At 42.7% G+C, this 12,748-nt stretch carries 9 protein-coding genes and 1 pseudogene; 5 read left to right on the top strand and 5 right to left on the bottom strand.

Annotated features, from left to right (window positions below):
• Nucleotides 1–7: 7 nt before the first annotated feature.
• Nucleotides 8–1,819, bottom strand: coding sequence for an ATP-binding cassette domain-containing protein (locus tag ACF8FD_RS11095; protein ID WP_205667965.1), 1,812 nt, complete (start codon nt 1,817–1,819; stop codon nt 8–10).
• Between the two features lie 17 nt (nt 1,820–1,836).
• Nucleotides 1,837–2,859: an HlyD family efflux transporter periplasmic adaptor subunit gene (locus ACF8FD_RS11090; RefSeq protein ID WP_205667964.1), complete on the bottom strand. Its 1,023-nt coding sequence runs from the start codon at nt 2,857–2,859 to the stop codon at nt 1,837–1,839.
• A gap of 110 nt (nt 2,860–2,969) precedes the next feature.
• Here ACF8FD_RS11090 and ACF8FD_RS11085 point away from each other — a divergent pair, with 110 nt between their 5' ends.
• Nucleotides 2,970–3,605, top strand: a complete 636-nt coding sequence (locus ACF8FD_RS11085; RefSeq protein ID WP_058869465.1) for a CerR family C-terminal domain-containing protein — start codon at nt 2,970–2,972, stop codon at nt 3,603–3,605.
• 16 nt (nt 3,606–3,621) lie between these two features.
• Here ACF8FD_RS11085 and ACF8FD_RS11080 read toward each other — a convergent pair.
• Nucleotides 3,622–4,074 (bottom strand): annotated as a pseudogene (locus ACF8FD_RS11080) (transposase); the annotation flags it as partial.
• Nucleotides 4,075–4,250: 176 nt separating this feature from the next.
• Complete coding sequence (locus ACF8FD_RS11075; protein ID WP_125273353.1) at nt 4,251–6,482, bottom strand: NADP-dependent isocitrate dehydrogenase; 2,232 nt, start codon at nt 6,480–6,482, stop codon at nt 4,251–4,253.
• Between the two features lie 514 nt (nt 6,483–6,996).
• Between ACF8FD_RS11075 and uraH the strand changes: the two genes are divergently transcribed.
• Nucleotides 6,997–7,395, top strand: coding sequence for a hydroxyisourate hydrolase (gene uraH, locus ACF8FD_RS11070; RefSeq protein WP_148825897.1), 399 nt, complete (start codon nt 6,997–6,999; stop codon nt 7,393–7,395).
• 81 nt (nt 7,396–7,476) lie between these two features.
• On the opposite strand, the gene ACF8FD_RS11065 is transcribed toward uraH, so the two are convergent.
• A complete protein-coding gene (locus ACF8FD_RS11065; RefSeq protein ID WP_058869769.1) occupies nt 7,477–9,180 on the bottom strand; it encodes a M61 family metallopeptidase in 1,704 nt (567 codons plus the stop codon).
• Nucleotides 9,181–9,358: 178 nt separating this feature from the next.
• On the opposite strand from ACF8FD_RS11065, the gene ACF8FD_RS11060 reads away from it, so the two are divergent.
• The 3 genes from ACF8FD_RS11060 (at nt 9,359) to slyD (ending at nt 12,717) form a co-directional block, all read left to right on the top strand.
• On the top strand, nt 9,359–10,669 hold the full coding sequence (locus tag ACF8FD_RS11060; RefSeq protein ID WP_078424945.1) for a D-alanyl-D-alanine carboxypeptidase PBP6B: 1,311 nt from the start codon (nt 9,359–9,361) through the stop codon (nt 10,667–10,669).
• Between the two features lie 125 nt (nt 10,670–10,794).
• Complete coding sequence (locus tag ACF8FD_RS11055) at nt 10,795–12,096, top strand: NAD(P)/FAD-dependent oxidoreductase (RefSeq protein ID WP_234304851.1); 1,302 nt, start codon at nt 10,795–10,797, stop codon at nt 12,094–12,096.
• A gap of 138 nt (nt 12,097–12,234) precedes the next feature.
• The gene (slyD, locus tag ACF8FD_RS11050) at nt 12,235–12,717 is read left to right on the top strand and encodes a peptidylprolyl isomerase (protein WP_004696728.1); all 483 of its coding nucleotides are present in this window, start codon (nt 12,235–12,237) and stop codon (nt 12,715–12,717) included.
• Nucleotides 12,718–12,748: the final 31 nt, after the last annotated feature.

Genomic DNA, 12,748 nt, shown 5'->3' with positions numbered 1-12,748 from the left:
ACGCTCCTCAGTGAGCCTGCATGTCCGCACGGGACTGTTCAACGATGGCAATAAAAGCGCTATTCATATCGTTTACACCCTCTAATTGTGCCATCCCACGAATCTGTTGAGGTGTGCCAATCGCCAACAATTTCCCTGCATCTTGAATCGCAATCCGATCACAATATTCAGCTTCTTCCATAAAGTGTGTGGTCACAATAATGGTCATGCCTTGGTTCGCTAGCTCTCCAATGGTGTACCAAAAAGAGCGCCTTGCTAACGGATCAATACCACTGGTCGGTTCATCTAAAAATACAATTTCAGGCTGATGTAACAGTGCTGCTGCCATCGACAAACGCTGTTTAAAACCATTTGGTAGATCACCGCTTTTTGCGTATGGCTTAAGTTCAAATTGGAGCAACGCTTTATCAATTTGCTGCTTTAACTGTTTGCCCGATAAGCCATAAGCGCCACCAAAGAATTTTAAATTATCCAACACGCTCAAATTGCCATACAGGGCAAACTTCTGCGATACATAACCAATTTTTGCCCTTGCCTGCGCACGAGCTGTACGTAAATTCATGCCTGCCACTTCCAACACACCACTGCTGGCGGGCAGTAAGCCACAGAGCATACGAAACGTCGTGGTCTTACCTGCACCATTGGGGCCAAGTAAACCAAAAATTTCGCCTCGAGACACATCAAACGAGGTACTGGCCACGGCGGTAAAATCACCAAAGGTGCGTACCAAATCCTTCACCACAATCACAGGTTTTTCAAGCTGCTGTTTTACACTCTGCTCTGTTTTCACTTGTGGTGGATCAGAGTTTTCTATCAAAGATATTGAAGGGTCTAAAGCTAAATTTTCCTGTGCCAATACCGTTTTTTGAATATGTTTCGCCTCGTGTAAAAGCAACATAAATGCATCTTCTAACTCTGCTGGCCTCTGTTCCGCAACAACGTCTTTGGGCAACAGATCTGCTGGAAGTGATGGGCTTTCAGCTCGCGTAATAAAACGCACTACATCTCCTTTGGGCACTGCATCGGCAATATAATATTGATTATCAAGTAAATATGCTTGTAACACCCGCGCCTTCATGTCAGGTCTGGGTTTTACTTGCCATGTTTGTCCCTGTGCCTGAGCCGTCAGCTCGTCGGGTGTACCTTGCTTTAAGACTTGCCCGTCCAACATGACATAAACCTCATGACAGCGCTCAGCTTCATCCATATACGCCGTACTGAGGATGACACTTAAGTTCTCCTCCCTCACCAACTGTTCAATGATGATCCACAAATCACGGCGTGAGAGTGGATCGACACCGACACTTGGTTCATCCAACAGCAATAGTTCAGGTGAACGGACTAAAGTGCAGGCCAAACCTAACTTCTGCTTCATGCCTCCAGAGAGTTTTCCTGCGGGACGTTCAGTAAAGCGCGCCAAGTCGGTAATCTTGAGCAAACGTGCAAAACGTTCCTTGCGAACGTCCATTGGCACGCCATGCAAATCCGCATACAAGTCTAAATTTTCTTGAATACTGAGGTCTTCGTACAAACCAAACTTTTGCGGCATGTAGCTGATACGATCTTGCACAGATTGTGGATCTTTGGCGACATCCATTCCTAAGACTTTTAAGCTTCCAGTGGTTGGCTTATATAAACCTGCGATCAATCTTAAAAATGTGGTTTTACCAGCACCATCAGGCCCGACCAAAGCCGTCAGTTTTCCTGTTTTGATCTGCATATTTATGCCTTGCAAAGCCTGCACATCATCCAAATCTTTTTGTTCTGTTTTAAAGGTTTTGTTTAAATCCGTGGCAATTACAATGCTCTCTACTGACATCGACTTACTCCCATTCATTAAGGATTGTTCGTGGCAGTTGGACGCGATGATTTGGCTATGTTCACTGTCACAGGTTGTCCCATCTTCAACTGGTCATTCGGGTCATCGACATAAATTCGGACTTCATAAACCAAAGTCGTGCGAATATCTTCGGTCTGTACCGTTTTGGGGGTAAATTCCGCGACAGATGAGATATAACCAATTTTTCCTGTGATGGGCTGATTCGGTTGTGAGTCACGAATGACTTGTGCTGCCGCACCCATGTTGATATGTCCAAGATCCATTTCACTTGCATAAACACGCACCCATTTAGGATGGGTCAGGGCAATGGTATAGACGGACTTGTTTGAAGTCGTCATGTCGCCAACTTCTTGTAAACGTGCACGAATTACGCCATTCACAGGTGCTCGCAGCTTACTTTGAGTAATTTGGTAATCAATCAAATCAAGATTGGCCTTGGTCGATTCATATTGTGCTTTAGCCGCTTCACGATCTTCTGTGCGTGCACCTTTCAAAAGTAGCTCTAGGTTGGCTTTGGTTTCACCTACAGCCGCTTCCGCCATTTTCATATTGCTTTTTGCAGCATCAACCTCTTGCTTACTCACCGCTTGACCCGCAGTACTCCGATTTAAGACATTTAAACGCTGGTATTGTTTATCGGCATTTTCAAATTGGGCTTGGGCAGACTGTACTTTCGCTTTCGCTTGGGTAATCTCTTCAGGTCGATTGCCCGCAGCTTGTTCATTTAAGGTTTGCTGTTGAACTTGTAACTGTGCTTGGGCTTGCTGTGCTTGTATAGTCAGCGAGTCGGTATTCAGTTCGGCAAGAACCTGACCTTTTTGAACGCGATCACCTTCTTGAACAGCCAAGCTTTGAATACGTCCAGCCGTTTCAAATGCCAGCGAGACTTGTCGAATATCGACATTGCCATATAGCACCAGATGATCGGGATCGGCTTTGTCTCGACTGAACCACAAAAATGCAGCCGCTACAGCAATCAGCAATACCCCAACCAGCAGTATGAACTTACTTTTGTTCATGTACACCAAACCTTCGCTTAGTTTTAATACAAGTTTAAATTTAATTTAAACTATAACAATTCAATTAAGAAAGATATACTTCAAGTCTAAATTTTGATGCAGAGTAAATAATGTCTAGAGCTGGACGTAGCGATGGTGATTTAACCAAATCGAAAATTTTGGATGCTGCTGGCCGCCTAATTGCTCAGGATGGTTTTGCAAAAACCACGAGTAAAGCCATTGCCAAGCTGGCCGAAGTCGATTTGGCTGCCATTAACTATCACTTCGATGGTCGTGATGGCTTATATCGTGCCGTACTTGCCGAAGCACATACGCATTATATTGATGAACAAGAACTCTTGACCTTGCTTAACAGCTCTAAAACGCCTACTGAAAAACTGGAAGCTTTTTTTGAAAGCCTGATCGGTAAGCTGGTTGAAACCGATGTCTGGCATAGCAAGGTGTTTGTTCGTGAACTTTTTTCACCGACCACCCACCTATACACGTTTATGCAAAATGATGGTGCGCGAAAGTTTCTTTTTGTCAAAAAAATTATTAGCCAAGTTTCAGGCATTGATGAAAATCACCCTGCACTTTTGCCTTGTGTACTCAGCACAGTCGCGCCTTGTATGATGCTGATTTTGGCAGATGCAAATGGGCCAAGCCCACTTAAAAATGTCTCCAAGCTTGAACCTGCGCTTTTGGTCAAACATCTCATGACCTTTTCAGTCGCAGGTTTACAAGCCGCTAAACAACTTTATCTTTGATAAACCAACTGTCCTTATGTAATTTAAAACCATAAAACCAACCCGTACTACTTTTTCCACGGCCGGCCAAGCCTTTAAATACACAATGCCTTTTAATCCGAAGATTATGGCAAACTACCAATTTAGTGGAGTCAATGATACTGATTCCCGTATCTTTTCCTTTCACCTGGTGGAAGAAACTACTCAGAGCTTGCAAACAACGGGGCATGATTTCAATAAATCGGTTGTAGCTAAGCAGTTTAGTAAAAGCAGATTTCCAGAATGGAACGATCATTTGGCAATAAAAATATTTGAAGAATCTAAAACCAGATTGATGAAATAAAATGACAATGGTCATTGCTTCAGACAAGCTCAAGGCTGACTTTTTCAGCTTGGATTTTTGATCAGAAATTAAAGCTTTTTCTAAAGATTCATTAAATGTTTTGCAGAAATCGTCCAAAATACAAAATAATTCGGTAATATGATCCATCGAGAAGCCTTGTTTTATAACATTTTGTATTGAGAACCAATATGTTATAAATTCAGGGCTTTTTTTCTACTCTTTTTTATATCGAACTCAGGTTAATTATATATTTATGAAAAAAAGCCGACGCATATGCATCGGCTTTTTCACTTCATCGGTAAATTTACCGATTTAGTTATGACTTAGATCGCGTCAAGTGCAGCATTCAAAGTCTCACTTGGACGCATTACTGCATTCACTTTAGCTTGATCTACTGCGTAGTAACCACCGATATCAACCGATTTACCTTGTACTTCAGTAAGTTCAGCAACAATTTTGTCTTCGTTTGCAGCTAAAGCTTGTGCAAGTGGGGCAAACTTCGCTTTTAACTCAGTATCTTCATCTTGTGCAGCAAGTGCTTCTGCCCAGAATTTTGCCAAGTAGAAGTGGCTGCCACGGTTGTCCAATTCACCAGTACGTCGTGATGGAGACTTGTCATTATCCAATAATTTGCTGGTCGCTTGATCAAGAGTCGATGCAAGTAATTTTGCACGAGTATTATCTTCTTTAATCCCCATTTCTTCTAAAGAAGCAGCAAGTGCAAGGAACTCACCTAAAGAATCCCAACGTAAGTGGTTTTCTTCAACAAGTTGTTGTACGTGTTTAGGCGCAGAACCACCCGCACCAGTTTCATACATACCGCCACCCGCCATTAACGGAACGATAGACAGCATTTTCGCGGAAGTACCAAGTTCCATAATTGGGAACAAGTCAGTGAGGTAGTCACGTAAGATGTTACCTGTTACAGAAATGGTATCTAAACCACGCGCAACACGCTCAAGCGTATAACGCATCGCACGCACTTGAGACATGATTTGAATGTCTAAACCAGTCGTGTCGTGATCTTTTAAGTATTTTTGAACTTTTTTGATCACTTCGTTTTCGTGTGGACGGTACGGGTCTAACCAGAAGATCGCTGGCATGCCAGAGTTACGTGCACGTGTTACTGCAAGTTTAACCCAGTCGCGAATTGGTGCGTCTTTCACCTGACACATACGCCAGATATCGCCTTCTTCCACGTTTTGAGTCATCAACACTTCACCAGTGTCAATGTCGGTGATGTTTGCAACACCCGCAGCAGGAACTTCAAAAGTCTTGTCGTGTGAACCGTATTCTTCAGCTTTTTGCGCCATCAAACCTACGTTTGGCACAGTACCCATCGTACGTGGGTCGAAGTTGCCATTCCATTTACAGAAATTGATCATTTCTTGGTAAATACGTGCGAAAGTCGACTCTGGCATTACAGCTTTACAGTCATAAGGCTTGCCGTCAGCACCCCACATTTTACCGCCACCACGAATCATTGCAGGCATAGAAGCATCTACAATTACGTCGTTTGGAGAATGGAAGTTGGTGATGCCTTTTGCAGAATCCACCATTGCAAGTGCAGGGCGGTGTTCTTGGCATGCGTGTAAATCTTCGATGATTTCTTCACGTAAAGAAGTTGGTAAGGTTTCGATCTTTTCATAAAGACCCGCCATACCGTTGTTGACGTTAATGCCAAGTTCTTCAAACAATTTACCGTGTTTTTCAAACGCTTCTTTATAGTAAATTTTCACACAGTGACCGAAAACGATCGGGTGTGAAACTTTCATCATGGTTGCTTTTACGTGTAAAGAGAACAAAATGCCTGCTTCTTTACAATCATCCAGTTGTTTTTCATAAAAGTCGCAAAGTGCTTTTTTGCTCATGAACATAGAGTCGATGATTTCGCCATCAAGTAACGCTACTTTTTCTTTCAATACAATGGTTTCACCAGAATGAGTGATGAGTTCCATTTTTACGTTACGTGCGCGGTCAAGCGTCATCGATTTTTCGCCATGGTAGAAGTCGCCTTCATTCATGTGTGAAACGTGAGTTTGTGACCATTGCTTCCATTCACCCATAGAGTGCGGGTGTTTTTTCGCGTAGTTTTTCACTGCAGCAGGTGCACGACGGTCAGAGTTACCTTCACGTAATACAGGGTTTACAGCTGAACCAAGACATTTGCCATAGCGTGCTTTAATCGCTTTTTCGTCTTCAGTGGTCGGGTTTTCAGGATAGTCAGGAATCGCGTAGCCTTTTGATTGAAGCTCTTTGATACATGCTGTTAACTGAGCAACAGAGGCACTAATATTCGGGAGTTTAATGATATTAGTATCTGGATCTTGGGTAAGACGACCTAGTTCTGCAAGATTGTCTGGGACTTTTTGCTCTTCTTTTAGGTATTCAGAGAATTCTGCGAGAACACGTGCGGCAACAGAGATATCAGTTTTAACGATCTCTACACCAGCAGGTTTAGTAAAGGTCTCAATGATCGGCAGTAGCGAATAAGTCGCTAGCAATGGCGCCTCGTCGGTCAGTGTGTAAATGATGGTTGACTTTCCACCAGCCATATATAGCCCCTTGCGTTAGATTGAGTTTTTTAGGGTGATGAGCTTCTGGCTCAACCCCTGCGAACCGATGTGCTTGAATAAAACCCTGAAAGTATCGTCCCTCAGGGCTTTACAGTCAACGTAATATCCAGTGATAACGACATTTCGCCAGAAAATACCACTACAGCCTTCGTTTTTCAAAATCACGTCTTTCCACAAGGCTTTAGCGTTTGCTTAGCAAATAAACAAATTTTTTAGCGAAATGTGTTGTTCACCTCATTTAGATCATAACACCTGATACTTTTCACATAATACAGTCTTCAAATACTTTTTATAGTCTTGTAGCCCTACATGCATAAGCATGACTTTTCTCAGCGCTAAATTTAAACAGGCAAAGCAACCCAACATGCCAAAGCTTAAATATTAATACATAAACCCTCTACGCCTACTCCTCTATTTTTACATTTTTAAACCTATGTTTTTTATAGGGTTGGTTAAACTGAATCTTTTTTCTGCAACGGTAAGGGTCAATTCAATGCTAAAAATGCTGCTTCCGCTCATTGGACTTGGTTTTTCTTCTTGGTGTTTTGCTCAAAATCCATTGAGCGTTCATGTGCTGAATTTGGAAAATGGTCTCCCTTCTGCCAATGTCAAAGTGACACTTGAAGCCCAACAAAATGATAAATGGACAGAAATCAGCTCAAGCACGACCGATGACCAAGGTCGAATCAATGATTTATATCCCAAAGATACGGCCTTACAAAAAGGTGTATACAAAGTTACCTTTAAAACGGGTGATTGGTTTCGCCAAAAAAATCAGCGCTCATTCTTTCCAGAAGTGCCCGTGGTATTTGTAATTGATGGCTCATTGGATCATTACCATATCCCGCTGTTAATTAGCCAATATGGCTATTCCACTTACCGTGGTAGTTAATGCACATAAATAAGCGCATAAAAAACCGATGTCTAGGCATCGGTTTTTGTCTGTACAGAATCAAATAAAGTGGCTTAGGGATTAAGCCTTGAACCACTTCTCTGCTTTCGCTTGGTCTTCAACTTTTAATTCAACTTCAGTCAGCTCTGAGCCAGCAGCTTTTACGTCAAAGCTCATCAACTCATCACGGCGGAATGCCAAAATGTTATACGTACCTTCTTGCTTGGCATACTTTTCTACCAGTTTCACCGTTGCTTTGAGACCATCAATCGCAATGATCACATCATGGGCAGAAAGGCCAGCTTGAGCAGCAGCACCATCACGACGTGCGCTTTGCACCAATACACCTTCTGGCTTATCTACAAGCTTTAAACCTAACGGCAATGACTTATCATTTTTCAGGCTATAACTTAAACCAAACTCAGGGAAAAGTTGATCCAGCGGCAACTCATCTGTGGTGTTAATTAAGTGATTGATTTGCTCAATCCAGTTGTCACCTGTCAGTTCATTACACAACTCAACAATCGTACGCTCATGTACTTGTATGCCTTTTTGCGCGTTCTCATAAAGTTTACGCATAAGTGCGTCTAGGCTTGAACCACGTAAGCGCAAACCTAAATCTAAGCATAGTGCAACCAAACAACCTTTGTTGTAATAGCTGGTGCCTGCATTGTTCGAGTTTTCATCCTGACGGTAAAATTTCACCCATGCATCGAAGCTAGACTCAGACACCGACTGAACTAAACGACCCGGGTTTTGTAAATAACGATCAATCTGCGTTTTGAGTAGTTTGATATATGAGGCTTGGGAAATCACACCACTACGTAGCAAAATCAGGTCATCATAATAAGACGTGAAACCTTCAAAAATCCAAAGCAAAGAGGTATAGCCTTCTTTGTTCAGATCATAATTAACAAAATTTTCAGGACGAATGAATTTGACCAACCATGAGTGGAAGTATTCATGGCTACATAAACCTAAGAAACGTTGATAGTCTTCAGACGGCTCTTCAGGCTCATTGGCTTTTGGTAAGTCTTCACGTGGGCTAATCAAGCTGGTTGAATTTGGATGCTCCAAACCACCATAACTATTTGCTGTCGCCATCGTCATAAAGGTGTAGTTTGAAAATGGCGCTGAGCCAAACATTGAGATTTCCGTTGCACAGATTTTTTCAATGTCTTGCTGCATACGTGCAGCATTCATGGCATGTTTACCTGACACCACAAACTCGTGCGGAATACCATTGGCTTCAAAACCAAACCGAGTCTGTTCAGCCAACTCAAATGGTGCATCAATCAACTCGGCATAGTTTTTGGCTTTTAAGGTAAAACGACCTTTAACGAGGCTTTTTGAAGCCATACCAGTAGCCAATTGGAAGTGTTTTAGCTCATCAGGAAGGAACAGTTCAACTTCAACTGCTTTGTCCTCTTGACCCTCCAAACCTAAGCAAGCACATGCAGGATTTACATATAAACGGGTTTGATCTACATACGCGCCGCGCACCGACAGATCATAGGCATAGACATCATACTCAACCGTAATCAGTTCATGGTCGGTATTAAAAAGACGCCATTTATTCTTTTCAAATTTTTGAATTTCTAACAAACGCCCTTCTTCATCATAAGCACGAACCGACTCTATATGCTTTGAAAACTCGCGAATGAGGTAACTACCCGGAATCCAAGTCGGTAATGAAAGTACCTGTGTTGGGTCTGCTACAAAACGTAAAGTCACGTGTATAAGGTGCTGACGATAATCGTCAAATTCGATCTGATAATGCAACATAATGGGCGATACAAAAAAAATGAAAGGAGTTATAACTTAGCTTAGCATTATTTACGCCAGTTTTGCGTCACAGTCACATTTGTCTGCATTTTTGACTGGTCATTGAGGAAAAAAAGGCATAGCATTTGCAGCTGTTTTAGGTTTAAAAGTCACGGAATGGCTTGGTTAGGGAATTTCATTGAAAGCTGTCATCTACTTCATCGCTACACTCTTCGCCTTATGTTCAAGTTTCACTCAAGCGGCATTGCTCAATATTGTTCCTGAAACAGTTGAAGCTCAAGCTTGGACAGTTTTTGACAGCCAATCGGGGCAAGTCATTGCAGAGCATAATAGTCATGTTCAACGTGCGCCCGCTTCGCTCACCAAAATGATGGTGGCGTATATTGCACTCAAAGAAATTAATGCAGGGAAGCTCAATAAGAGCGAAATTCTTACCGCAACACCTGTGGTCAGTACGGTGATGTGGGATGAGTCCCAAATGTACTTAAAACAAGGTGAACAGATTTCTGTGGATCAACTTCTAGCGGGTTTAGTGGTCATGTCTGCCAACGACGCAGCAGTGACTTTAGCGGAACGCATCTCGGGTGATATTCCAAACTTTGTTGCACGAATGAACCAAGAAGCCAAAGCACTGGGAATGACTGAAACGCATTTCCAAAATCCTGCGGGTATCACCATGCCAGAGCACTATTCGACTGCACATGATTTAGCGCTATTAGGCCAAGCCTTGGTGAATGAAACACCAGACTATTTACACTATTCAAAACAGCAAAGTTTTAGCTATAACCAACGCTTTCACCGTGCAACCAATATTCTGTTAAAACAAGACCCGACAGTAGATGGCTTAAAAACAGGTTATACCAAAGCAGCGGGATATAACTTAGCACTGACAGCAAACCGCCCGACCATGAATCCAGACAATCCAAACCGTCGCTTGGTGGTCATTGTTTTGGGTACAGAAAGTGCAGCTAAGCGTGCTGAAGTTGCACACAACCTCATGAATTTGTCTTATACCTATACTCGTAACGAAGTTGCGCTGAAAGATAAGCAAATTATTGCTGAACTGCCAGTAGTCAAATCGACGTTGAAAATGTTCAAAGTGGAAAGTAAGCAACCGAAAATTGTGACTACATCACTGTACGATCAACCATATGCCATTGACTTACATGCCTTTGACCAGACCAACCAACGCATTATGCTCAATACAGGCAATGGTACTATTCAACGCATTGATCCATTAGAGTCCACAAAAACGCATTTCAATATTGAAGTGTTGCAAAACAAGCTGACCGCTCCGCTGGCTGAAGTGATGCAACTGGCGAAAGTGCAGGTCTATCAAAACAATCAGCTCATTCAAACGTTCACCATTGAAGAAGATGTACAAATTGAAGAAGCCAATATTTTCCAGCGTCTAATGTTTTGGTTCAAAGGCTTGTTTCCATTTTTATCAAGCGATGAACCTAAAGTAAAAACCTATACACTCGGTTAAGTTCGAGCAGTATCCCGAGTTTTATACTTTATGTAACTTGTAAGACAATCTAATTATCAATAAATCAAGAAGATGGCATATTCAATGTCATCTTCTTTTTTTTAATAATAAATAGGTTGCTTTATATGGCTGTACAAACAGAACAAGTGCCACACCATATTGTTATTATTGGCGGTGGAGCTGGTGGTCTAGAGTTAGCAACGCAACTCGGTGACAGCTTCGCAAAATCCAAGTGGGTGAAAATCACCCTCGTCGATCAAAACCTCACCCACATCTGGAAACCCTTACTCCACGAAATTGCGGCAGGTACACTCAACCCAAGTGTTGAAGAAATTAATTATTTTGCACATGCGTCTAAGCATCACTATGAGTTTGTTTTGGGTCGTTTTGTCGGCTTAGACCAAGAACATAAACAAGTAAAACTTGAAGCACGCCAATATGCCAAACAAAGCACGGAAACCACGCAGTTTGAACTCAACTACGACACCTTAGTCCTAGCCGTCGGTTCGACCTCTAACGACTTTGCGACCGAAGGCGCTAAACATTACTGCCACTTCCTCGACAGTCGCCAGCAAGCTGAAATTTTCCAGCAAGACCTTCTACATTTGTATTTAGATGCACAAAACCGCCCCGAAACACGCGCACTCAATATTGTGATTATTGGTGCAGGTGCCACAGGAGTCGAGCTTGCTGCCGAATTGGTCCATGCGAAAAGTACCTTTTTTAAATACGGTCTCAATAAAATTGACCCAAACAAAGTCAAAGTGACCTTGATTGAGGCAGCGGATCGCATTCTTCCCGCCCTATCCACCAAAATGGCAACACACACACATACCCAATTGGAAAAGCTTGGCGTTGAAGTCCTCACCCATCACCGTGTTGCCAAGTTAGATAAAGACCATGTCTATTTTGCCAATGGCTCACAAATCGATGCCGATCTTAAAGTTTGGGCAGCAGGCGTCAAAGCACCTGTCGTTTTAAATGCGCTTGAAGGTTTTGAAAAAGATGCGATTGGCCGTCTTAAAGTCTATGCGACTTTGCAAACCCGTTCCGACCCCAACATTTTTGCCTTTGGTGATTGCGCCCACTGCCAGCCTGCGGCCGATGAACCAGTCCTTGGCCCACGCGCTCAAGTGGCCAGCCAACAAGCTGCCTTTTTGGTTCGAGCGCTCAAAGCGCGCATTCGTGGTCAGTCTTTGCCGATGTTTAAATTTTCTGACAAAGGCTCTTTGGTTTCCCTCAGTCAATATAAAGCTGTGGGCGAGCTACTGGGCCAAGTCAATGTGCAAGGCGTGCTGGCAAAAACCATGTATGTTTCTTTATATCGACTCCATCAGGCCACCTTACATGGCTATACCCAAGCTGGGCTGATGACTGCAAAAGACCTGATGAATAAAAAAGTCGGTCCGAAAATAAAATTGCATTGAAATCTAAAAATGCGTCCCCACTAATAAAAAAACGCCATAAGAACGTGGAAAATGCAGTTTTTTGCTAAATTTAGTCTACAAAAGCTGCTTTTCACTTTATGATATACCCCTTAAATTCTAAATGAATGGACGAAAAACATGACTGCTATCGCAAATGATCACGTGGTTTCTTTCAACTACAAATTGACTAACGCTGAAGGCGAAACGCTAGACCAATCACAAGGTGAACCACTTGCATATTTGCACGGCGCAGGTAACATCATCCCAGGTTTAGAAAATGCATTGCTAGGCAAAACTGTAGGTGAAAAATTCACTGTTACTGTTCCTGCTGCTGAAGGTTATGGCGAATACAACCCTGAACTCGTTCAAGAAGTTCCAGCGCAAATGTTCCAAGGCGTAGACAACATCCAAGCGGGTATGCAGTTCCAAGCTCAAACTGATGATGGCGTTCAAATCGTAACTGTAAAAGCAGTTGAAGGCGAAAACGTAATTGTTGATGCGAACTTCCCACTTGCTGGTCAAGACTTAACTTTCGAAGTTGAAATCGTAGAAATCCGCGATGCAACTGAAGAAGAATTACAGCACGGCCATGCGCACGGTGCTGGTGGTCACCACCACTAAGATTTAACATCTTAAAAAAGGGCGAAAGTTA

Source organism: Acinetobacter sp. TYF_19, assembly GCF_043105125.1.
Taxonomy (GTDB): Bacteria; Pseudomonadota; Gammaproteobacteria; order Pseudomonadales; family Moraxellaceae; genus Acinetobacter; species Acinetobacter johnsonii.
Note: the sequence above shows the minus strand (reverse complement) of the source record. Positions and strands in the feature narration are given on the sequence as shown.

Excerpts from the sequence above, each read along its gene's own strand:
- ACF8FD_RS11095 (WP_205667965.1), bottom strand. The coding sequence starts at position 1,819 with ATGTCAGTAGAGAGCATTGTAATTGCCACGGATTTAAACAAAACCTTT.
- ACF8FD_RS11090 (WP_205667964.1), bottom strand. The coding sequence starts at position 2,859 with ATGAACAAAAGTAAGTTCATACTGCTGGTTGGGGTATTGCTGATTGCT.
- ACF8FD_RS11085 (WP_058869465.1), top strand. The coding sequence starts at position 2,970 with ATGTCTAGAGCTGGACGTAGCGATGGTGATTTAACCAAATCGAAAATT.
- ACF8FD_RS11075 (WP_125273353.1), bottom strand. The coding sequence starts at position 6,482 with ATGGCTGGTGGAAAGTCAACCATCATTTACACACTGACCGACGAGGCG.
- uraH (WP_148825897.1), top strand. The coding sequence starts at position 6,997 with ATGCTAAAAATGCTGCTTCCGCTCATTGGACTTGGTTTTTCTTCTTGG.
- ACF8FD_RS11065 (WP_058869769.1), bottom strand. The coding sequence starts at position 9,180 with ATGTTGCATTATCAGATCGAATTTGACGATTATCGTCAGCACCTTATA.
- ACF8FD_RS11055 (WP_234304851.1), top strand. The coding sequence starts at position 10,795 with ATGGCTGTACAAACAGAACAAGTGCCACACCATATTGTTATTATTGGC.
- slyD (WP_004696728.1), top strand. The coding sequence starts at position 12,235 with ATGACTGCTATCGCAAATGATCACGTGGTTTCTTTCAACTACAAATTG.